The organism is Demequina litoralis (assembly GCF_030418455.1).
In the GTDB taxonomy this organism is placed as follows: Bacteria; Actinomycetota; Actinomycetes; order Actinomycetales; family Demequinaceae; genus Demequina; species Demequina litoralis.
This window is the reverse complement of the sequence record NZ_JAUHPW010000001.1, coordinates 293017-315724: the sequence shown is the minus strand read 5'-3', so window position 1 is coordinate 315724 and position 22708 is coordinate 293017. Positions and strand designations below refer to the sequence as shown.

Sequence of the window (22708 nt, the reverse complement as noted above, 5' to 3'; positions counted from 1 at the left end):
GGGGACGATGCGGAACAATGGCGGGCATGGCACGCGTGCAACCCCTCTCCGGATTCCCCGAATGGTCCCCGCAGGAGCGCCTCGTCGAGGCGCACGTCCTCGGCACCCTGCGCGAGGTCTTCGCCCTCCATGGATTCGGCGAGATCGAGACGCGCGCGGTCGAGCCCGTCGAGCGCCTCGCGGGCGACTCGGACGCCGCGAAGGAGATCTACGCGATCGGCCGCTTCAACGCCGACGAGCAGGCCGGCCGCGAGGCCAAGCTGGGCCTCCACTTCGACCTCACCGTGCCGTTCGCGCGCTACGTCGAGGAGAACCAGGGCCGCCTGCAGTTCCCGTTCCGCCGCTTCCAGATCCAGAAGGTGTGGCGTGGCGAGCGTCCGCAGGAGGGCCGCTTCCGCGAGTTCTACCAGGCGGACATCGACGTGGTCGGCCGGGACACCCTGCCCGAGCACCTCGAGGCCGAGGTCGCGATCGTGATGGCCCGTGCCCTGCGTGCGCTGCCGCTGCCCGCGGCCCGCATGCACCTCAACAACCGCGGCCTGGTCGAGGGCTTCTACCGGGGCGTCGGCATCGTCGACATCGCGGGCGCGCTGCGCAGCGTCGACAAGCTCGACAAGATCGGCCGCGACGGCGTCGCCGAGGAGCTGCACGCCAAGGGCGTGAGCCCCGAGGCCGTGCACGCGATCCTCGAGCTCGCCGCGATCCAGACGCCCGACGGCTCGTTCGTCGACCTCGTGGAGGCGCTGTGGGACCACTCGCCGATCGTCGCGGACGCCGACGACGCGCGCGAGCAGTTCGACCGCGGCGCCCGCTCGCTCGCGACCCTCGTGGACGCCGTCAACGCGGCCGTCCCCGACACCGCGATCGCGGACCTGCGCATCGCTCGCGGCCTCGACTACTACACGGGCGCCGTCTACGAGACCGTGCTCGACGGGCACGAGGACCTCGGCTCGATCTGCTCCGGCGGGCGCTACGACTCCCTTGTCGCGGGCGGCGGCTTCCCCGGCGTGGGCATGTCGATCGGCGTGAGCCGCCTCGTCAGCCGCATGCTCGGCGCGAGCCTCGCGACCGCGAGCCGCTCCGTGCCCCAGGCCGTGCTCGTCGCGGTCACCGACGAGGAGCACCGCGGCGCATCGTCCTCCATCGCGGACCGCCTGCGCGCCCGCGGGATCGCGTGCGAGGTGTCGCCCAACGCGGCGAAGTTCGGCAAGCAGATCCAGTACGCCGACCGTCGCGGCATCCCGTTCGTATGGTTCCCGGCTGCGGGCGACGACACGTCGCCCGACGGCGAGGTCAAGGACATCCGCTCGGGAGAGCAGGTGCCCGCCGACGCCGACGCCTGGGCACCCCCGACCGAGGACCTGAAGCCGCGCATCGTCCGCGGCTAGACTGATACCCGCTCTTCACAACCCCGCGCGCCTCCGCGCGATAGAAAGGCAACACCTTGCTCCGCACGCATCTCGCTGGAAACCTGCGCGCCGCCGACGCCGGCGCCACCGTCACCCTCGCCGGCTGGGTGGGCCGCCGCCGCGATCACGGCGGCGTCGCGTTCATCGACCTGCGGGACGCCTCGGGCCTCGCGCAGATCGTCATCCGCGAGGAGGTCGCGCACGCGCTGCGCACCGAGTACGTCATCCAGGTGACCGGCGAGGTGCGCCTGCGCCCCGAGGGCTCGGCGAACCCCAACATGCCGTCCGGCGAGATCGAGGTCGCCGTCCACGACGTGACGATCCTCAACGAGTCCGCGCCCACGCCCTTCCCGATCGACGAGCACGTCACCGTCGGCGAGGAGGCGCGCCTCAAGCACCGCTACCTGGACCTGCGCCGCCCGCAGCCGCGCGCGAACATCGTGCTGCGCTCCGAGGTGAACAAGGCCGCCCGCCGCGTGCTCGAGCGTCACGACTTCCTCGAGATCGAGACCCCGACCCTGACGCGCTCGACCCCGGAGGGTGCGCGCGACTTCCTGGTGCCCGCGCGCCTGTCGCCCGGCTCCTGGTACGCCCTGCCGCAGTCGCCGCAGCTGTTCAAGCAGCTGCTCATGGTGTCGGGCATGGAGCGCTACTACCAGATCGCCCGCTGCTACCGCGACGAGGACTTCCGCGCGGACCGTCAGCCGGAGTTCACGCAGCTCGACATCGAGATGAGCTTCGTGGACCAGGACGACGTCATCGCGCTGGGCGAGGAGCTCGTCCGCGAGCTGTGGTCGCTCATCGGCTACGAGGTCCCGCTGCCCATCCCGCGCATCACGTACCACGACGCCATGGCGCGCTTCGGCACCGACAAGCCCGACCTGCGCTTCGGCCTCGAGCTCACCGAGCTCACCTCCTACTTCAGCGACACGCCGTTCCGCGTGTTCCAGGCCGAGTACGTGGGCGCGGTAGTCATGCCCGGCGGCGCCTCGCAGCCCCGCAAGGTGCTCGACGCGTGGCAGGAGTGGGCCAAGCAGCGCGGCGCGCGCGGGCTGGCCTATGTCCTGGTGCAGGAGGACGGCACCCTCACCGGCCCCGTCGCCAAGAACCTCTCCGAGGCCGAGCTCGCGGGCCTCGCCGAGGCCACCGGCGCGAACCCGGGCGACTGCGTGTTCTTCGCGGCCGGCAAGGCGGGCGCCTCGCGCGCGCTGCTCGGCGCCGCCCGCAACGAGATCGCGCGCCGCGTCGGCCTCATCGACGAGGACCGCTTCGAGTTCTGCTGGGTGGTCGACGCGCCGCTGTTCAAGCCGGTCGACGTGGACGACGACGACGTGGCCCTCGGCTCCTCCGCCTGGACCGCCGTGCACCACGCGTTCACGAGCCCCAAGCCGGAGTTCATGGACACGTTCGACACGGACCCGGGCCCGGCCCTGGCCTACGCGTACGACATCGTCTGCAACGGCAACGAGATCGGCGGCGGCTCGATCCGTATCCACCGCCAGGACGTGCAGGAGCGCGTGTTCCGCGTCATGGGGATCGGCCACGAGGAGGCGCAGGAGAAGTTCGGCTTCCTCCTCGACGCCTTCCAGTACGGCGCCCCGCCGCACGGCGGCATCGCGCTCGGCTGGGACCGCGTCACCGCGCTCCTCGCGAAGGCCGACTCGATCCGCGACGTCATCGCGTTCCCGAAGTCGGGCGGCGGCTACGACCCGCTGACCGCGGCGCCCGCGCCCATCACGCCGGAGCAGCGCGCCGAGGCCGGCGTGGACTTCGAGCCGGAGGCCGAGGAGGCCGAGGTCGGCGCGAAGGCGTAGCGCTCCGCTCGTCCAGACGCCGCGAGGGCGGGATCCCCACCGAGGGGTCCCGCCCTTGCTGCGTCCATGCGCACGCCGCCGCGGCCGCCGCCGGTCCGCCGCCGGTCCGCCGCGCTGCGAGGTGCTCAGTGCCCGGAATCAGCCGCTTCGGGCACCGAACACCTCACGGGGCGCCGCCGCGGTCGGGGGACGATGCGCGGCGCGCGTCGGTCGCGACGCCCACAGCACGCCGCCGATGACGAGCCCGCCGCCCGCCAGCTCGCCCCAGCCGGGCACCTCGCCCAGCGCGAGCCACGCCGTGACGATCCCGACCACGGGCACCAGCATCGAGAACGGCGCGACCGTGCCCGCCGGGTGCCGGGCCATGAGCCACACCCAGATCCCCGACCCCGCGAGCGTGCCCAGCAGCACCGTGTACGCGAGCCCGATCCAGGCCGGGACCGCGGCGGCGCTCCACGACGTCGCGAGGGCGTCGCCGATCGTGGCGGGCCCCTCGACCACGAGCGACACCGCGAGCATGGGCAGCGGCGGCACCACCGACATCCACAACACCAGGTGGAGCGGCCGGTCCGCGCGCGCCTGACGGCTCGCGAGGTTGCCGAACGCCCAGGCCAGCGCGCCGAGCACGACGAGGAGGAACGGCCATACGGGGGCGTCGGCGCCGTACGAGAGGCCGACGAGGACGAGCCCCGCGGCCGCCACCGCGACGCCCAAGGCGGCGCGCAGGCCGATCCGCTCGCGCAGATGCAGAGCGCCGAGCACCACGGTGAAGGGCGCCGAGGCCTGCAGCACGAGCGAGGACAGCCCGGTGGGGAAGCCGGCCGCCATGCCCAGGTAGAGGAACAGGAACTGGAAGGTCCCGAAGCCCAGCCCGTAGCCGATGAGCCATCGCCACCGCACCTGCGGGCGCGGCACGAGCAGCACCGTGGGGACGGCGATGAGCGCGAACCGCAACGCCACCAGGAACAGCGGCGGGAAGTGCTCGAGCGACGCGTGGATCGCGAGGAAGTTGAGGCCCCACAGGACCGCGACGAGCACGGCGAGGGCGGAGTGGCGGAGGGGCATGCGGCCAGTCTCGATCCGGGATACGTGAAGGACAAGCGCATTGATGTGACGGTCATGTCTAGGATGCCTTCATGGAGGTTCGTCATCTCGAGCTCCTGCGGGACCTGCGCGAGCGCGGCACGCTCGGCGCGGTCGCCGCGGCGACGTACCGCACGCCCTCGGCGTTGTCCCAGCAGCTGCGGACCGCCGAGCGCGAGCTGGGCGTCGCGCTCGTCGAGCCCGCCGCCCGCGGGCTGAGGCTCACGTGGGCGGGGGAGATCCTCGCCGACGGCGCGGGGGACGTGCTCGCGGCCCTCGCGCGGGTCGAGTCCGCCTTGGACGAGGGCCGGGGGGAGCCCAGCGGCACCGTGCGCATCGGCACCCTGCCGAGCGCGGGCGCCGCGCTCCTGCCCGGGCTCATGGGCGGCCTGGCGGGCACTCGTCTGCGCCTGGAGCTCGAGGACTTCGACCTCGCCGAGGCCGACTACGCCGCGCGCACGCTCGACCACGACCTCGTCATCGCGCACAGCCTCAGCGCCGACGTGCCCGCCGGTGCGGAGGGCCTGTTCTCGCGCGTGGTCGCGCGCGAGCCCATCGATGTCGCGGTGCCCGCGTCCCACCCGCTCGCGGCGCGCGCGAGCCTCGTCCCCGAGGACGTGGTGGGCCAGCCGTGGATCGCTGTCCCGCGCGGCTTCCCGTTCGCGACGGTGCTCGAGGGCGTCGAGGCCGCGACCGGGGCGACGCTCGAGCGGATCGTCGAGATCCGCGACAACCGACTCGTGGAGTCGCTGGTGGGACGCGGGCTCGGGCTCGCGCTGCTGCCGCGCTTCTCCACGCCGCCGTCCGAGGACTACCGCCTCGTGCCGCTCACCGGGGTCAGGGCGACGCGCGCGATCGTCGCGATCGGCCGGCACGACCGCGTCGCGCGGCGGGCGGTGAGCGCCGTGCTCGACGCGCTGGCCGAGGTGGGTGCGGGGCTCAACTGAGGCGCGGCCACCGCGCGCGCGCCAGCGCGCCGACCGCGAGCACCGCTGCTGGCAGCCACAGCGCGGCCGCGCTCGACGTGGCTCCCGCGAGCACGCCCAGGCCCGCGGTCGTGACGATCGCGGTGCCCTGCATCGCCATCGAGTTGAGCGACAGCACGGTGGCGCGCTGCCCGGACGTTGCGGCGGCATGCGTGAGCTCCTCGACCAGCGGCACCGCGATGCCCAGCAGGACGTAGAAGGCGACGAACGCGACCGCGGCGGCGAGAGGCGCCGGCAGCGCCACCGCCGCGAGGGCGACGGCCGCGCCGAGGACCCCCACGAGCGCCGCACGCGATGGCCCGCGCGTGAGGCGGGCCACCACGGGCGCGAGGGCCGAGCCGGACGCCGAGCCCAGGAAGCCCGCGGTCACCAGCACCGCGTACGCGCCCGCCGCGGCGGACTCGCCGCCGAGCAGCGCGGCGAACCGCGGCGGCGCGAGCAGCTCGAGGCCGGACAGGGCCGCGCCCACCGCTGCCGTCAGCAGCAGGATCCGCCGGAGCGCCGGGTGGGTCCGCGCGAGGCGCAGGCCGGAGGCGATGGTCGTGCCCACCCCCCGCATCGTCCCCGGGGACGGGGTCTCCGTGGTCCGGGCCGGGTCGCGGACCCACACCAGCACGAGCGCCGCGTGCACCACGGACAGCGCGGCCGCGACGAGGAACGGCGTCGACAGCGCCACCAGCCTGTCGCCGCTCGTGGGCAGGGGGGAGATCGCGACGAGCCCGCCGCCGGCGAGGGCGCCGGCCGCGAGCGCGACCGACTCGGCGACGCCCGCGCGGGACAGCCCGGTGCGCAGCGGGGCGTCGGGGTCCACCTCGTGGGTGCGGTCGACGAACCATGCCTGCAGCGGTCCCGAGTCGAGCGCCCGGGCGACGCCGCCCAGGAGGTAGCCGAGCGCCAGCACGAGCGCGCCGCTCCCGAAGGCGAGCGTGAGGCTGGACACCGCGGCGACGAGCGCCGCGGTCGCGAGCACGGGGCGGCGTCCCACGACGTCGGCGAGGCCGCCCGTGGGCAGCTCGAGCACCAGCGTCGCGGCGCTGTAGAGCGCGACGATGAGGCCGATGGTCGGCAGGTCGAGCCCCCGCTCGCGCAGCAGCAGGACCGTCACCGGGACCACGAAGCCCGTGGGCAGCCACCGCAGCGCAGTGAGCGCGACGAAGCGCCGGCGGATCGAGGCGATCGTGGCAGGGGCGGTGGCGGACATCGCCGCCTAGTGTTGCAGGCTGAGGCGCCGGTGCAGGCGACGGAGGGGGCCGGGCGCCCACCAGTTCCAGTCGCCGAGCAGCGTCATGGTGGCGGGCACGAGAAAGAGACGGACCACGGACGCGTCGAGCACCACGGCGACGGCGAGGCCGACGCCCACCTCCTTGATCATGAGCAGGTCGCCCAGCGCGAAGCCGAGGAAGACGAGCACGATCACGGTCGCCGCGGACGTGATGATGCGGCCCGACCGCTGCAGGCCCTTGCGCACCGCCGCATCGTTGTCCTCGCCGGCGTCGACGTACTCCTTGATGCGGGACAGCAGGAACACCTCGTAGTCCATCGCGAGCCCGAAGCCGAACGCCACGATGATGACCGCTACGTAGGTCTCGACGCCGCCGGTCGAGGTGAAGCCGAGCGTGCCCTCGAGGTGGCCCTCGCCGAAGATCCACGTGACCACGCCGAGCGAGGCGAGCAGCGACAGCGAGTTGATCACGAGCGTCTTCGCGGGGACGAGCAGCGACCCGGTCATGAGGAACAGCAGCACGAAGGCCACGATGACGACGAGCCCCGCGGCGAGCAGCGCGCCCTCGCGGATCGCGTCGACGAAGTCGATCTGGGTGGCGGCGACGCCGCCGACGTGGAACTCGAAGGGCGCGTCGAGCGCGCGCAGGGCGAGCACCGTGTCGCGTGCCTCGGGGCCCTGGGGGTCGTCGGCGTCGATGGTCACATCGACGAACTGCTCGTCGCCGATCGTGTAGGCGTGGCTGACGTCCGCGACGCCGTCGACGCTGTCCAGTCCCGGGTCGAGCCAGGCCCACACCTCGACGGAGGCGTCGGGGTCGGGGACGTGGACGATGATCGCCGGGTCCGCGAGGTCGGGAAAGCCCTCGGCGAACGCGTCCGCGTAGTCGCGCCGCTCGTTGCCGACCGGAAGCGCCTCGATGTCGGAGTTACGCAGCGCGAGACCCATGACGGGCGAGGCGAGCACGAGCAGGAGCGCCGTCGCCGCGATCACCACGAGCCACGGCCGGCGCTGACCCCATCCCGCGAGGCGGGCGAAGGCGCCGTCCTCGCGGTCGACGTTGGAGGTGGCGGCGAGGACCCGCCGGAGGCAGGGCACCCGGCTGAGCAGGCTCGGCCCCGCGATGCGCGGCGCGAGCAGGTACGCGACTGCCGGCACGATCGTGAGCGACGCGATCATCGCCGTGGTGACGACGCCGAGCGCGGCACCGCCGAAGCCCTTCATCATCTCGACGGGGAAGAGCAGCATCCCGCCGACCGACGCGGCCACGACCACCGCGGAGAAGAACACCGTGCGGCCGGCCGTGGCGAGCGTGTGCTCGATGGCCTCGGCCCGCGCCTCGCGTGGATCCCCGCCGATGCGGTGGAGCTCCTCGCGGAACCGCGACACGATGAGCAGCCCGTAGTCGATCGACAGGCCGATGCCGAGGACCGTCACCACGTTCACGGCGGACTGGTCGAGATCCAGCAGGTACGAGAACCCGTAGAGCACCGCGAGCCCGCCCGCGATCGACGCGATCGCGCCGGTCAGCGGCGTCGCGGCGGCGAGGAAGCCTCCGAACACGAAGACCATGACGATGAGCGCGGCCGGCAGGGCGATCATCTCGCCCGTGATGAGGTCCTCCTCGAGCTGCACGGTGAAGTCGTCGAAGACCAGCGGGTTCGAGGAGCTGAGGACGTTGGCATCCGGATACTCCGAGCGCAGGCCGTCGACGGCGTCCTCGACGAGCCCGACCACCTCCTCGTGGATCGGGAGCGGGTCCGCGCCCTCGAGATCCCCGAAGATCGTCTGGACCAGGAGGCCCGTGCCGTCCTGGTCGACCAGGGTGTCGAGGTACTCGCCGAGCGGATCCCATGCGGGGTCGGCACCCGAGCCCAGCTCGCCGGTGGAGGGCAACGCGTGCTGGTCGAACTCGGGACCCTCGACCAGGCCCCACGGCGACAGCACGGCGTTGACGCCGTCCAGCGCGGCGATCTCCGCCGCGGCCTCGCCGATCGCGACCGCCACGTCCGGGTCCTCGGGGTCGACACCGCGGACGTAGGAGGCGACGGGCGGGCCGATCGACTCGTCGGCCGTGCGCTCGAAGGCCTCGTAGACCTCCCACGAGTCCGAGCCCTCGACTAGCGGCGGGCCCGTCGAGACGCGCTGGAAGAGACCCTCGCCGTTCACCCCGACGGTGGCGAGCGCATAGAGCCCGAGCGTGCCGATCACCGCGAGCACCACGACCAGGCGGGGCGCACGGGCGATGAGCCGCCCGATTCGGGCGAATCCCCCCATGGCGTCCAGCGTAAGCGGAGGGGCCGACAGCGGGAAGGACGTGACATACCGCACGGCGGCTGGACTTGCCCCATTTGTCTGGCTACTGTCTCGGGCGCAAGGGCTGGTTGAGGACAGCCGTACGCGAGGCCGTGGGGGAGGGACCCCGGTCATGACCACGGACGGGCTGCCAACGGTCCCGTCCGGGACGAGGAGACCGACCTTGACCATCACGAGGAACCGGACGGCAGTACGCGCGACCGGCATCGTCGCCGCGATCGTCGCGGCCGCCGTCGTGAGCGCGACGCCGGCGACCGCCGCATCGTCCGCCGCGACCGCATCGTCCATCGACACGAGCGTGTCCGCGGTCACGCCGATCCGAACCGAGATCAGCGTCGGCCAGAACCTGTGGGTCACCGGCACGGCGCTCAAGCTCCGCAACGGCCCGTCCAACTCGAACCGCGTGAAGATGGTCGCGTACAAGGGCGCGAAGGTGAAGGCCACCGGCAAGACCGAGGGTCGCTGGGTCCAGATCAAGGCCGGCGGCACCACGGCATGGGCGCCGAGCAAGTTCTTCACGTCCGACAAGCCCAAGTGGGACGCGGTGCCCGTCGGCACCCTCGGCGCGAACCTCCAGCTGCGCTCGGGCCCGAGCAACTCCTACGCGGTCAAGACCACCGCGGCCTTCGGCACCATGGGCCGCTTCACGCGCATCGAGCGCAACGGCTGGTGGCAGGTCCGGATCAACGGCACCTACGCGTGGACGCCCGAGCGCTTCCTGAGCGTCGGCGGCGTGTTCGACACCGCCCGCATCCTCGACATCGCCCACAGCCAGGTGGGCTACCGCGAGCCGTCGTGGCGCAACAACCGCTACAACGACTGGATCGACGGGAACTACGCCTGGTGCCACGTCTTCGTGGAGTGGGTCTTCGATCGCGCCGACTACGCCAACGGCGTGCCCTACAAGAAGCACTTCGACGCGTACGTGACGGCGCTGCGCAAGTCCGGCGTCCTCGACACGACCCCGACCGCGGGCGAGATCAAGAAGGGCGACGTCGTCCTCGTGGACTGGTACCCGTACCGCGGGCCGACGCACACCGGCATCGTCGATCACGTCTCCGGCGACTCGATCTACCTGGTCGAGGGCAACACCACCTCCGGCACCGGCGAGACCGGGCGCGGCGTCTTCTACCGCAAGCGCGCGATGGTCGACATCCACGCGTCGTACCGCCCGTCCGACTTCGCGAAGTGGCGCGAGCTCAAGGTGAGCTGAGCCTTCTCTCCCGGGCACTGCCCGGGCCGACCCCGAGCGCCGGGGCGGGGTGCGCGATGCCCCGCCCCGGCGCTCGTGTCGTGTCGGGACGATGCGACGGCGTCCCGGTCTCGCGCGTGGGCGGGCGGGGCGGCCCTGGCTGTCGGAGCGACCGCCTACGCTGGCCCCATGGATCTGTTCGACGCGGCGCGCACCGACGCGTCGGGCGTGCCCGAGACCCTCGGCAACGCCCCGCTCGCGGTGCGCATGCGTCCCCGCGGCCTCGACGAGGTCGTGGGTCAGACGCACCTGCTGACCGAGGGGTCGCCGCTGCGCCGGCTCATCGGGGAGGACGCTCCCGCGACGTCCGTGGTGCTGTGGGGGCCGCCCGGCACGGGCAAGACCACGCTCGCGTACCTCGTCGCGGGCAACCGGCGCTTCGTCGAGCTGTCCGCCGTCACGGCGGGCGTCAAGGACGTGCGCGCGGTGGTCGACGACTCGAAGCGCCGCATCGCCACCGGCGAGCGCGAGACGGTCCTCTTCATCGACGAGATCCACCGCTTCACCCGCTCGCAGCAGGACGCGCTGCTGCCCGCGGTCGAGAACAGGTGGGTGACGCTCATCGGCGCGACCACCGAGAACCCGTCGTTCTCGGTCGTCGGGCCGCTGCTGTCACGCTCGCTGCTGCTGGTGCTGCAGCCGCTCGCCTCGACCGACATCTCGGCGCTGCTCGAGCGGGCCGTCGCCGACACCCGCGGCCTCGGCGGCTCCGTGACGCTGGACGATGCGGCGCGCGACCACATCCTGCGCGTCGCCGGGGCGGACGCGCGCAAGGCGCTCACGCTGCTCGAGTCGATCGCGGGTGCCGCGGGGCCGTCCGGGGTCATCACCGCGGAGATCGCCGAGGCGACGATGGACGCCGCCCTGGTCGCGTACGACAAGTCGGGCGACCAGCACTACGACGTCATCAGCGCCTTCATCAAGTCCGTGCGCGGCTCCGACGTCGATGCCGCGCTGCACTACCTCGCGCGGATGGTGGTGGCGGGGGAGGACCCGCGCTTCATCGCCCGCCGCCTCGTCATCCTCGCGGCCGAGGACATCGGCATGGCGGACCCGCAGGGGCTGGTGATCGCGCAGGCCGCCGCGGACGCGGTGAGCTTCATCGGCATGCCCGAGGGGCGGATCGTCCTCGCCGAGGCGACCACGTACCTCGCGAGCGCGCCGAAGTCGAACCGCTCGTACCGCGCGATCGACGCCGCGATCGCGGACGTGCGGGCCGGCAAGGCGGGCGTGGTGCCCGAGCACCTGCGGGACGCGCACTATGCGGGCGCCGAGCGGATCGGGCACGGCAAGGACTACCAGTACGCGCACGACGCGCCCCACGGCGTGGCCGCGCAGGAGTACCTGCCCGAGACGCTGCGCGGGGCGCGCTACTACCAGCCCACCGAGCACGGCTACGAGCGTGCGCTGGGAGAGCGGCTCGGCACCATCCGGCGGCTGCTGGGAAGGTGAGGCGCGGGCCGGTCACCAGTCCGCGGGGCGCGAGTCCTTGCCGTCGAGCCAGAGGTGGTCCTTCGGGTCGGCGTGCGTGCCGCCCGAGCCGACGTGCTTGTCCGAGATCCGGTCGCCCTTGGTGATGACGTGGACCATCGCCATGGCGTGCCCGCGGCCCAGGCCGTAGTCGTCCTTGAGCCACTCGATGATGGGCGTGGCCTTGGTGCCGGGGCCGAAGCCGCGCTCGGCGGCAAGATCCACCAGCTCGCGCGGCGTGAGCCCGGTCTTCGTCTCGACCGCGTCGAGGTACGCCTGGAAGGACATGGCTACGATCGTAGGACCGTCGCTGGCTTCCCCGCAGGAGGCGCAGACCTCCTGAAACCGTCGGTGTGTTCCCCATAGCCGGACCGGGGCCGCCCTGGTATAGTTGTGGAGCCCTCGCGGACGGTTGGCTGCTGTCGCCGCGAACTCAGCAAAGCAACGATCATTTCTCCGGACGCATCCGCGCGCCCGGAGAGCTGTGAAGGAAATCATGACCTCTGTTCAGAAGGCACGTCGCCAGGTCCGCCTGTCGCGCAGCCTCGGGATCGCCCTGACCCCGAAGGCCGTCAAGCACTTCGAGAAGCGCCCGTACCCCCCGGGCGAGCACGGCCGCACCGCCCGCCGCAAGGAGAGCGACTACGCCGTCCGCCTGCGCGAGAAGCAGCGTCTTCGCGCGCAGTACGGCCTTCGCGAGAAGCAGATGACCTCGACCTACGCCGAGGCCAAGAAGGAGTCCGGTCTGACCGGTGAGGCCTTCGTCGAGCTTCTCGAGATGCGCCTTGACGCCCTCGTGCTTCGTGCGGGCTTCGCTCGCACGATCCTTCAGGCGCGTCAGTCGGTCCTGCACCGCCACATCCTCGTGGACGGCAAGATCGTCGACCGCCCGTCGTTCCGCGTGAAGCCCGGCCAGACCATCCAGGTCAAGCCCAAGGCCGTCACGCTGGAGCCGTACATGGCCGCCGCCGCCGGCGCGCACCGTGACGTGCTCCCGCAGGTGCCCGAGTACCTCAACGTCACGCTTGAGAAGCTCTCGGCGACGCTGGTCCGCCGCCCGAAGCGCGCCGAGGTCCCCGTGACCTGCGACGTGCAGCTGGTCGTCGAGTACTACGCTCGCTAAGGCGCACCCGTGAGGCTCTGACGGGCCCCACACGCAGTGGCCGCGGTGCGCCGCCCCTCGGGGTGGTGCACCGCGGCTTTTCTGCACCATGGCAGGGTGGGCGGTGCGTGCACGATGCGCGCGGCCCCCGAACACGAGGAAGACCTAGAACCAAGCATGCAGACCTCTGAGATCGCCAACCGGTGGGTGGACTACTTCGCGAAGAACGACCACCACATCGCACCGAGCGCCTCGCTCGTCTCACCCGACCCGTCGCTGCTGTTCACGGTCGCCGGCATGGTGCCGTTCATCCCGTACATCATCGGGACGGACACCTCGCCGCACCCGCGCATCGCCTCGGTCCAGAAGTGCATCCGCACCAAGGACATCGAGGAGGTCGGCAAGACCACCCGCCACGGCACGTTCTTCCAGATGCTCGGCAACTTCTCGTTCGGCGACTACTTCAAGGAAGGCGCGATCGACCTCGCCTTCCGGTTCCTCACCGGCCCCGAGTCCGAGGGCAACCTCGGCTTCGACCCCGAGCGCTTCTGGGTGACCATCTGGAACGAGGACGAGGCCGCGTTCAGCCACCTCAAGAGCGTCGGCGTCGACCCGTCGCGCATCGTCAAGCTGACGCGCGAGGAGAACTTCTGGGACACCGGGCAGCCCGGCCCCGCCGGCCCGTGCGCCGAGTGGCACTACGACCGCGGCCCCGAGTTCGGCCCCGAGGCCGTGGGCGGCACCGTCGACCCGGGCGGCGACCGCTACCTCGAGGTGTGGAACCTCGTGTTCGACCAGTTCCTGCGCGGCGAGGGCGCCGGCAAGGACTACCCGCTCATCCGCGAGCTCGACCAGAAGGCGATCGACACCGGCGCGGGCCTGGAGCGCCTGGCGTACCTCAAGCAGGGGGTCGCCAACATGTACGAGATCGACGAGGTCTTCCCCGTCATCGCGAAGGCGCAGGAGCTCTCGGGCCGCACGTACGGCGCGGACGCGACCGACGACGTCCGCATGCGCGTCATCGCGGACCACGTCCGCTCGTCCCTCATGCTCATCGGCGACGGCGTCACCCCCGGCAACGAGGGCCGCGGCTACGTGCTGCGCCGCCTCATCCGGCGCTCGGTGCGCGCGATGAAGCTGCTCGGCGTCGACGAGCGCACCATGCCCGAGCTGCTGCCCGTGTCGCTCGAGGCGATGAAGGCCAGCTACCCCGAGCTCGAGACCAACCGCGCGAAGATCGAGGCCGTCGCGTACACCGAGGAGGACGCGTTCCGCCGCACCCTCGCGCAGGGCACCACGATCTTCGACGTCGCGGTCGGCAAGGCCAAGGAGGCCGGCACGCCCGCGCTGTCCGGTGCCGACGCCTTCACGCTCCACGACACGTACGGCTTCCCGATCGACATCACGCTCGAGATGGCGGCCGAGCAGGGCGTCCAGGTCGACGAGGCGAAGTTCCGCGAGCTCATGAAGGAGCAGAAGGAGCGCGCCCGGGCCGATGCGAAGGCCAAGAAGGGCGGCCACGCGGACGTCGGCGTCTACCAGGGCATCAAGGAGGACGAGGGCGCCACCGAGTTCCGTGCGTACGAGGAGCTCACCACCGCCACCGAGATCACGGCGCTCATCAAGGACGGCGTGACCGTGCCGGTCGCCTCCGAGGGCGAGACCGTCGAGGTGATCCTCCCGCAGACCCCGTTCTACGCGGAATCCGGCGGCCAGGAGGCGGACTCGGGCACCATCCGCTCGGCGCACGGCACGCTCGAGGTCATCGACGTGCAGCGCCCCATCAAGGGGCTCATCGTGCACACCGCGCGCGTGGTCGAGGGCCAGGTCGCCCAGGGCGACGCCGTGTCGGCCGAGGTCGACCCCGAGTGGCGCATCGGCGCCCGCCAGGCGCACTCGGGCACGCACATCCTCCACGCTGCGCTGCGCGAGGTGCTCGGCCCCGACGCGCTGCAGTCCGGCTCGTACAACAAGCCCGGCTACCTGCGCCTCGACTTCTCGTGGCCCTCGGCGCTGTCCGCCGAGACCCGCTCCGAGATCGAGGAGGTCACCAACCGCGCGATCCGCAAGGACCTGGGCGTGTCCGCGCAGTACATGACGCTGCCCGAGGCGAAGGAGTGGGGCGCCGTCGCGCTGTTCGGCGAGACCTACGACGAGACGGTGCGCGTCATCCAGATCGGCGGCCCGTGGTCGCGCGAGCTGTGCGGCGGCACGCACGTCGAGCACTCGAGCCAGGTCGGCATGGTCGCCCTCACGGGCGAGTCGTCCGTCGGCTCGGGCTCGCGCCGCATCGAGGCCACCGTGGGCATCGAGGCGTTCCAGAAGCTCGCCGCCGAGCGCGCGCTCGTGTCCGAGCTCACCACCACGCTCAAGGTGCAGCCGGGCGAGCTCAAGGGCCGCGTCGAGAAGCTCCTCGAGCGCCTCGCCGAGACGGAGAAGCTGCTGTCGGGCTACCGCCAGCAGGCGATGCAGCAGGTTGCCGGCGAGCTCGTGGGCAGGTCCGTCGACGTCGCGGGCGTCCGCGTCGTCACGCACGAGTCCACCAACGCCGCCGACGGCGACGACCTGCGCACGCTCGTCACGGACGTGCGCGGCCGCCTCGGCGACGCCGCGCCCGCCGTGGTCGCGATCGCCGGTGCCTTCAACGGCCGCCCGCAGATCGTGATCGCCACGAACCAGGGCGCGCGCGACGCGGGCCTGCGCGCCGGCGACCTCGTCAAGGCCGCATCGTCCGTCCTGGGCGGTGGCGGCGGCGGCAAGCCGGACCTCGCGCAGGGCGGCGGCCAGGACCCGGCGCAGATCGGCGCGGCCCTCGAGGCCGTGCGCGCCACCGTGGCGGCGCGTGCCTAGGGGCGCGCGCCTGGGGGTCGACGTCGGCACGGTCCGCATCGGCGTGGCCGCGTCCGACCCCGACGGCCTCATGGCGTTCCCCGTCGACACCGTGCAGCGGGGCGACGGGGACGCCGCGGCCATCGCGGCCATCGCCGAGGAGCGCGGTGCCATCACCGTGTTCGTCGGGCTGCCGCGCAAGCTCTCGGGCCAGGAGGGGACGAGCGCCGAGGACGCGCGTGCGTTCGCCTCCCGGCTCGCGGAACTGTGCTCCGGCACGGTTCGTTTGATCGACGAGCGTTTCTCGACCGCCACCGCATCCCAGGCGATGCGCAGCGCGGGCCGCAATGCCAAGAAGCAGCGGCAGGTGATCGACCAGGCCGCGGCCGTGGTGATCCTCGAGAACGCTCTGGACGTTGACAGGAACGGTAATCTCGACTCGGTGACGATCGAGGTTCCGCGCAAGGGGAATGATGACTGACCTTTTCGAGGCCGAGGCGACGACGACCACGTCGCTTGACCTGCGACGGCTGCAGCGCCAGAAGCGCCGCGCCGCGCGCCGCCGGCTCACGCTCGTCGTGACCGCGGTGGCGCTCGTCGTGTTCGCGCTCGGCGCGTCCGTGACCTGGAACTTCCTCCAGGGCTTCGAGACGTCGACCAACGAGGTCGCGGACTACGAGGGCCCGGGCCAGGGCAACGTCCAGGTGGTCATCGAGAGCGGCGCCACCGGCGCCGACATCGCCGCGACCCTGTACGACGCGGGCGTCGTCGCGTCGACGCAGTCGTTCATCATCGCCGCGAACGACAACCCCGACTCGGCGTCGATCACGCCCGGCTACTACTTCATGCACAAGGAGATGAAGGCGGAGTACGCGCTGGCCGCGCTGCTCGACCCGTCGAACCGCGACGTGCGCTCCATCACCATCCCCGAGGGCAAGTCGCTCGACTACTACTACCAGTCGATCGCGAACCTCACCGGCACCACCAAGGACGAGGTCGTCGCCGCCGCGGAGAATACCGAGGCGCTCGGCCTGCCCGACGAGGCGAACGGCAACCTCGAGGGCTGGCTGTTCCCGTCGACCTACGAGTTCAACCCCGGCGTCACCCCGCAGGAGGTGATGTCGAAGATGATCCAGCAGACCATCACCGTGCTCGACAAGTACGACGTCGCCGTCGAGGATCGCGAGGAGGTCCTCACCGTGGCCTCGCTGATCGAGCGCGAGGCGAAGCTCGACGAGGATCGCGCGCAGATCGCGTCGGTGATCTACAACCGTCTCGACATCGACATGAAGCTCGAGCTCGACTCGACGGTCAAGTACCTCACGCAGACCGAGGGCGTGTGGACGTCGGACGACGAGCGCTCCACCGACTCGCCGTACAACACGTACATGTACCAGGGCCTCCCGCCCGGCCCGATCGCGGGTCCCGGCGAGGCGTCGATCAAGGCGGCCGTCAAGCCCGCGGACACGGACTACCTGTTCTTCGTGACCGTCAACCTCGACACCGGTGAGACCAAGTACGCGTCGGAGTACGCGGACCACCTCGCCAACGTCCAGGAGCTGCAGGACTGGGTCGCCGCCAACCAGAGCGACGACTCCGACTCCTGACGTGACGGCGACCTCCGGCCCGCGTCGCGCGGGCGTGCTCGGGCACCCGATCGCGCACTCGCTGTCGCCCGTGCTGCACCGGGCGGCGTACCGCGCGCTCGGGCTCGACTGGGAGTACGACACGTACGACGTCGAGTCCGGGGGCCTCGCGTCCTTCCTCGAGGGGATGGACGATGCGTGGGCCGGGCTGTCGCTGACGATGCCTCTCAAGGTGGAGGCCGTCCCGCTCATGGACTTCGTCGAGTCGATGGCGAAGCTGGTCGGGGCGGTCAACACCGTGCTGGTCCAGGACATCGGCGGCTCGCGCCAGCTGGTGGGCGCCAACACCGACGTCTGGGGCGTGCAGGCCGCGTTCGGCGAGGCCGGGGTGACCCGCGCATCGTCCGGCCTCATCATCGGCGGGGGAGCGACGGCCACCTCAGCGATGGCGGCGCTCGGTGCGCTCGGCGTGACGGCGCCGTATGTGGCCGTGCGGTCGCGTGGGCGCGCCGGCGGGCTGCTGCGCGCCGCCACCAAGATGGGCGTGACGCCGCGCTTCGTCACCCTCGAGGAGATCCCCTCCGTGATGCCCCTCGCGGACGTCGTCGTGTCCACCGTGCCGGCCGATGCGGGGGAGCGGATCGCATCGTCCCTTTCCGGAATTCGGGAGGGCGCGGCACTTCTCGACGTCGTTTATCAGCCTATTGTCACCCCGTTAAGTATCCGATTTGTTAGTTTTGGGGGAATTGCGATCGGAGGTGAGCGGATGCTGCTCCATCAGGCCGCTGAGCAGGTACGACTCATGACGGGACGCACCGCCCCTATTGCGGAAATGGGAAATTCTCTGCGTGATGTGTTGAATTAGTCTCACTTCAGCCCCGCGCCATCAATGCCGATGGTAGGTTCACGATCGTTCATCGAGCGCGTGAGGGGGCGCCTACATGAAGCAGCTGGGGACCATCCTGTTGGAGGATGGTGCGCTCACCGAGGAGATGCTCGCCGAGGGCATCGACGAGCAGCAGGCACGGGGTCAGTCCCTGGGCCGCACGCTCGTCGAGATGGGTTTCATCTCCGAGGGTCAGCTGGTGCGCGCGCTCGCCTCGCAGGTCGGCATGGAGTTCGTCGAGCTCGCCGAGTTCCCGGTCGACCGCGCCGCCGTCTCGCTCGTGCCCGACACGGTGTGCCGCCGTCACGCGGCGCTGCCGATCGCGCTCGACGGCGACTTCCTCAAGGTCGCGATGTCGAACCCGGGCAACGTGGTCGCGGTCGACGACATCCGGACGATGACGCGCAAGAGCGTCATCCCCGTGGTCGCGGCGCACGACGACGTCATGCAGGCGATCGACCGCTACTGCCGCTCGGACGCCGAGCTCAAGGACCTCCAGGGTGCTCTCGACGAGCAGGAGGAGGTCGACCTCTCGCAGATCGGCGACGTGATCGAGGACGACGCGCCCATCGTGCGCTTCGTCAACCTGCTCATCACGCAGGCGATCCAGGACCGTGCGTCGGACATCCACCTCGAGCCGGGCGAGAAGGACATGCGCGTCCGGTACCGCATCGACGGCGTGCTCCACGAGATGAACGCGGCGCCCAAGTCGATCCAGAACGGTGTGATCTCGCGCATCAAGATCATGTCTGACATCGACATCGCCGAGCGCCGCAAGCCGCAGGACGGCCGCCTCTCCGTCAACCACCAGGGCAGGAAGATCGACCTCCGCGTCGCGACGCTGCCCACGGTGTGGGGCGAGAAGGTCGTCATGCGTATCCTCGACAACTCCACGGCGACGATGGACCTCGAGGACCTGGGCATCCGCGAGCGGAACCTCGAGCTGTACGAGACCTCGTACGTGAAGCCGTACGGCATGATCCTCGTGACCGGCCCGACGGGTTCCGGAAAGTCGACGACGCTCTACGCGACGCTCAACCAGGTGTCGCGGCCCGAGATCAACGTCATCACCGTCGAGGACCCGGTCGAGTACCGGATCCCGGGCATCAACCAGGTCCAGGTGAACGTCAAGGCGGGCCTCACGTTCGCCGGCGCGCTGCGCTCGATCCTGCGTTCCGACCCCGACGTGGTGCTCCTCGGTGAGATCCGTGACGGCGAGACCGCGCAGATCGCGATCGAGGCGGCGCTCACCGGTCACCTCGTGCTCTCGACGCTGCACACCAACGACGCGCCGTCCGCCATCACGCGACTCATCGAGATGGGCATCGAGCCCTTCCTCGTGGGATCCGCGGTGGACTGCGTGATCGCCCAGCGACTCGCCCGACGCCTGTGCTCGCACTGCAAGGAGGCGTACACGCCGACGGGCTACGAGCTCGAGCGGTTCGGGTGGGAGGACGGCCAGCACCTGCCGGAGCTGTTCCGTCCCGCGGGCTGCTCGCGCTGCTCGCAGACGGGGTACCGGGGGCGTCTCGCGCTCCACGAGATCATGCCGGTCAACGAGGATCTCGAGCGTCTCGCGGTGGCGCGGGCGTCGTCCGCGGAGATCGGCAGGACGGCTCGAGACGCGGGCATGGAGACGCTGATCGAGGACGGCTGGGCGAAGGTCTGCGACGGTCTGACTTCCGTCGAAGAACTTCTGCGAGTCGTGAAATAGGAAAAGTCTTAAGAATGGTAGATTCACGCCGATAGTTGGAGGGAATGCGCAGAAAATTGCGCATTTTCGAGGGAGGACGCATGACTTCGGAGTTTCAGCCCGATGGTGGCGCATGGTTCGCGCCCCAGGATGGCGTTATGCCCGAGCGGCCCGCCGCGGCCCAGCCGCAGGCGCCTGCTCAGGCGTCCGCCCCTGTGCAGCCTCAGGCGCCCGTGACTCCTCCCGCGGCTCCCGGTGCGGGTGCTCCCGCCGCCGGTGCGCCGGTGGCTCCGCAGACTCCGGCTCCGGGTGTGCCCGCCGCCGCGTCGCCGGTGTCGCCCTCGCTCCACCAGACCCCGTCGCAGGCCATGCGCCGCGCGCCGTTCCTCGAGGAGCGACGTCCGTACACGGGCCAGCCCGCGACGCCGGCCGCCGGCGCGCCGCAGGTACCCGCCGCATCGTCCCCGGTGGCGCCTCCCGCGGGCGCCCCGACCGCCATGCAGGCGCCGGTGCCGCCGAGCGACGCCGCCGCGGCCTTCGCCGCGGTCGCGCAGACGCAGGGCGCGTTCATGCCGGCTCCTGACCCCGCCCCGGTGAAGGAGGAGCCGAAGCAGGCGCCCGCGCCGGCCGCGACGCAGGCGGCTCCTGGTCCGAAGGCGCAGCCGGTGGGGAAGCGCGTCGGCATGACGACCTCGCGCGACGAGGCCGACCTCGACATCAACGTGGCGCTGCGCGAGATGATGAAGCTCGGCGCGTCCGACCTTCACGTCACGACGGGCGCGCCGCCGATGGTGCGTCTCGACGGCGAGCTCACGCCGCTCGAGGGCTTCGGCAAGCTCAACCCCGAGGGCCTCCAGCGCACGCTGTACTCGATCCTCACGCAGAAGCAGCGCGAGACGTTCGAGGAGCACCTCGAGCTCGACTTCTCGTACGCGGTGGTGGGGGAGGCGCGCTTCCGCGTCAACCTCTACATGCAGCGCTCGTCGCTGGGTGCCGCGTTCCGTGTGATCCCCTACGAGATCAAGCCGCTCGAGGCGCTGGGCATCCCGCCGGCCGTCGCGGGCTTCGCGTCGAAGCCGCGTGGCCTGGTGCTGGTCACCGGTCCGACGGGCTCGGGCAAGTCGACGACGCTCGCGTCGCTCATCGACCTGGTGAACCGCCAGCGCTCCGACCACATCATGACGGTCGAGGACCCGATCGAGTTCCTGCACAAGCACAAGAAGTCGCTGGTCAACCAGCGCGAGGTGGGCGCGGACACGCTGTCCTTCAAGAACGCGCTCAAGCACGTGCTGCGTCAGGACCCGGACGTCATCCTGGTCGGTGAGATGCGCGACCTGGAGACCATCCAGGTCGCGCTGACCGCCGCGGAGACCGGCCACCTCGTGTTCGCGACGCTGCACACGCAGGACACGGCGCAGACGATCGACCGCATCATCGACGTGTTCCCGGCGGAGCAGCAGGCGCAGGTGCGCACGCAGCTCGGCACGGCGATCCAGGGCGTGATGTGCCAGGCGCTGTGCAAGAGGTCCGACGGCCCGGGCCGTGCGGTCGCGGTCGAGGTCATGGTCGCCACGCCGGCCATCCGCAACCTCATTCGTGAGGGCAAGACCCACCAGATCTACTCGATGCTGCAGGCCGGCTCCAAGCAGGGCATGCAGACGATGGACCAGCACCTCGCGGCGCTGGTGAAGCAGGGGCGCATCTCGTACGACACGGGTGCGGAGATGTGCCACCACCTCGAGGACTTCAACCGCCTGTGCGGTCGTGGTCAGCTGGCCGGGGCGGAGGCGCACTGATGGCTACCGCGACCGCTCAGGTCAAGAAGTACAACTACGAGGTCCGCGACTCCCAGGGCAAGATCCAGAAGGGGTCCATCGAGGCGCCCTCCGAGGCCGCTGTTGCCGGTCGTCTGAAGGAGATGGGGCTTGCCGCCGTCTCCATCAACGAGGTCAACACCGGTGGGCTGAACGCCGAGATCAACATCCCGGGTATCACCGACCGGATCTCGCTCAAGGACATCGCGATCCTGTCGCGGCAGCTCGCGACGATGATTTCCGCTGGCCTGTCGCTGTTGCGCGCGTTGTCAATCCTCGCGGAGCAGACCGAGAACAAGGCGCTGGCCAAGATCGTGCACGAGGTGCGGACCGACGTCGAGGCGGGTTCCTCGTTCTCGCAGGCGCTCGGCAAGCACGACACCTTCCCTCCGCTCATGGTCAACATGGTGCGTGCCGGTGAGGTTGGCGGCTTCCTCGACCAGGTGCTGCTCTCCATCGCGGAGAACTTCGAGTCCGAAGTGGCGCTGCGCGGCAAGGTGAAGTCGGCGATGACCTACCCGATCGTGGTCTTCGTCATCGCGATCCTCGCGGTCACCGGAATGCTGCTGTTCATCGTGCCGGTATTCGCGACGATGTTCTCGGATCTCGGTGGTGAGCTGCCCTTCCTCACGCAGATCCTGGTGTACATGTCAGATGCGCTTCGCATCGGCATTATTCCGCTCGTCGTGGCGATCGCGGTCGGAGCGTGGCTGTACAAGAAGAACCGCTACAAGGAGGGATTCCGGGAGAGGGTGGAGCCTTTCTACCTCAAGGTTCCGGTATTCGGCGGCTTGACGCAGAAGATTGCCGTCGCGCGTTTCACCCGCAACCTTGCGTCCATGCTCCGATCGGGCGTGCCCATCCTGCAGGCACTCGACATCGTGGGTGAGGCCAGTGGCAACATCGTGATCGAACGGGCAGCGAAAGCCGTGCGCGAGTCGGTGCGAACCGGCAACTCGCTTGCGAAGCCGCTGTCGGAACACCCGGTCTTCCCGCCGATGGTCGTCCAGATGATGGCGGTCGGTGAGGACACCGGCGCGCTCGACGACATGCTCGACAAGATCGCCGACTTCTACGACCAGGAGGTCGAGGCGACTACTGAGGCTCTCACCTCCCTGATTGAGCCGATCATGATCGCCGTGCTCGGAGGCATCGTCGGGTTCATGGTGATCGGTCTCTACATGCCCATCTTCGGGGTCTTCGACCTCATCGAATAGAGCTTCACCACGGCGCCCTCTGAGGGGGT

General features: G+C 70.8%; 17 protein-coding genes. 13 read left to right on the top strand and 4 right to left on the bottom strand.

Annotation, left to right across the window (positions count from 1 at the left end; all coding sequences use genetic code 11):
- Nucleotides 1-26: 26 nt before the first annotated feature.
- The gene (gene hisS, locus QQX09_RS01435; protein WP_301130922.1) at nucleotides 27-1388 is read left to right on the top strand and encodes a histidine--tRNA ligase; all 1362 of its coding nucleotides are present in this window, start codon (nucleotides 27-29) and stop codon (nucleotides 1386-1388) included.
- A 56-nt stretch (nucleotides 1389-1444) separates the two neighbouring features.
- Nucleotides 1445-3223, top strand: a complete 1779-nt coding sequence (gene aspS / locus QQX09_RS01430; RefSeq protein ID WP_301130921.1) for an aspartate--tRNA ligase — start codon at nucleotides 1445-1447, stop codon at nucleotides 3221-3223.
- 138 nt (nucleotides 3224-3361) lie between these two features.
- On the opposite strand, the gene QQX09_RS01425 is transcribed toward aspS, so the two are convergent.
- The gene (locus QQX09_RS01425) at nucleotides 3362-4288 is read right to left on the bottom strand and encodes an EamA family transporter (RefSeq protein ID WP_301130920.1); all 927 of its coding nucleotides are present in this window, start codon (nucleotides 4286-4288) and stop codon (nucleotides 3362-3364) included.
- Nucleotides 4289-4359: 71 nt separating this feature from the next.
- Between QQX09_RS01425 and QQX09_RS01420 the strand changes: the two genes are divergently transcribed.
- Nucleotides 4360-5253, top strand: a complete 894-nt coding sequence (locus QQX09_RS01420; RefSeq protein ID WP_301130919.1) for a LysR family transcriptional regulator — start codon at nucleotides 4360-4362, stop codon at nucleotides 5251-5253.
- Here QQX09_RS01420 and QQX09_RS01415 read toward each other — a convergent pair.
- Both QQX09_RS01415 and QQX09_RS01410 read right to left on the bottom strand, forming a co-directional pair.
- Complete coding sequence (locus QQX09_RS01415; RefSeq protein ID WP_301130918.1) at nucleotides 5246-6493, bottom strand: MFS transporter; 1248 nt, start codon at nucleotides 6491-6493, stop codon at nucleotides 5246-5248. The genes QQX09_RS01420 and QQX09_RS01415 overlap by 8 nt on opposite strands.
- Before the next feature lie 6 nt (nucleotides 6494-6499).
- Nucleotides 6500-8791 (bottom strand): MMPL family transporter, encoded by a 2292-nt coding sequence (locus QQX09_RS01410; protein WP_301130917.1) that lies wholly within the window; start codon nucleotides 8789-8791, stop codon nucleotides 6500-6502.
- A 202-nt stretch (nucleotides 8792-8993) separates the two neighbouring features.
- On the opposite strand from QQX09_RS01410, the gene QQX09_RS01405 reads away from it, so the two are divergent.
- Nucleotides 8994-10043, top strand: coding sequence for an SH3 domain-containing protein (locus QQX09_RS01405; protein ID WP_301130916.1), 1050 nt, complete (start codon nucleotides 8994-8996; stop codon nucleotides 10041-10043).
- A 168-nt stretch (nucleotides 10044-10211) separates the two neighbouring features.
- Complete coding sequence (locus QQX09_RS01400; protein ID WP_301130915.1) at nucleotides 10212-11534, top strand: replication-associated recombination protein A; 1323 nt, start codon at nucleotides 10212-10214, stop codon at nucleotides 11532-11534.
- A 12-nt stretch (nucleotides 11535-11546) separates the two neighbouring features.
- Here QQX09_RS01400 and QQX09_RS01395 read toward each other — a convergent pair whose 3' ends face one another.
- Complete coding sequence (locus tag QQX09_RS01395; RefSeq protein WP_301130914.1) at nucleotides 11547-11840, bottom strand: DUF4287 domain-containing protein; 294 nt, start codon at nucleotides 11838-11840, stop codon at nucleotides 11547-11549.
- A 208-nt stretch (nucleotides 11841-12048) separates the two neighbouring features.
- Between QQX09_RS01395 and rpsD the strand changes: the two genes are divergently transcribed.
- The 8 genes from rpsD (at nucleotide 12049) to QQX09_RS01355 (ending at nucleotide 22679) form a co-directional block, all read left to right on the top strand.
- Nucleotides 12049-12675, top strand: a complete 627-nt coding sequence (gene rpsD / locus QQX09_RS01390) for a 30S ribosomal protein S4 (protein WP_062311662.1) — start codon at nucleotides 12049-12051, stop codon at nucleotides 12673-12675.
- Nucleotides 12676-12831: 156 nt separating this feature from the next.
- On the top strand, nucleotides 12832-15504 hold the full coding sequence (gene alaS / locus QQX09_RS01385) for an alanine--tRNA ligase (protein WP_301130913.1): 2673 nt from the start codon (nucleotides 12832-12834) through the stop codon (nucleotides 15502-15504).
- A 43-nt stretch (nucleotides 15505-15547) separates the two neighbouring features.
- Complete coding sequence (gene ruvX / locus QQX09_RS01380; protein WP_436969030.1) at nucleotides 15548-15964, top strand: Holliday junction resolvase RuvX; 417 nt, start codon at nucleotides 15548-15550, stop codon at nucleotides 15962-15964.
- Entirely contained in the window at nucleotides 15957-17090 is a 1134-nt protein-coding gene (gene mltG, locus QQX09_RS01375) for an endolytic transglycosylase MltG (protein WP_301130911.1), read from the top strand. The genes ruvX and mltG overlap by 8 nt, the downstream gene beginning before the upstream one ends.
- A 1-nt stretch (nucleotide 17091) precedes the next feature.
- Nucleotides 17092-17934: a shikimate dehydrogenase gene (locus QQX09_RS01370; protein WP_301130910.1), complete on the top strand. Its 843-nt coding sequence runs from the start codon at nucleotides 17092-17094 to the stop codon at nucleotides 17932-17934.
- 76 nt (nucleotides 17935-18010) lie between these two features.
- A complete protein-coding gene (locus QQX09_RS01365) occupies nucleotides 18011-19669 on the top strand; it encodes a GspE/PulE family protein (protein WP_301130909.1) in 1659 nt (552 codons plus the stop codon).
- A gap of 290 nt (nucleotides 19670-19959) precedes the next feature.
- Nucleotides 19960-21444: a type IV pilus twitching motility protein PilT gene (locus QQX09_RS01360; RefSeq protein WP_301130908.1), complete on the top strand. Its 1485-nt coding sequence runs from the start codon at nucleotides 19960-19962 to the stop codon at nucleotides 21442-21444.
- Complete coding sequence (locus QQX09_RS01355) at nucleotides 21444-22679, top strand: type II secretion system F family protein (protein WP_301130907.1); 1236 nt, start codon at nucleotides 21444-21446, stop codon at nucleotides 22677-22679. Before QQX09_RS01360 ends, QQX09_RS01355 begins: the two co-directional genes overlap by 1 nt.
- The last annotated feature ends 29 nt before the right edge of the window (nucleotides 22680-22708 follow it).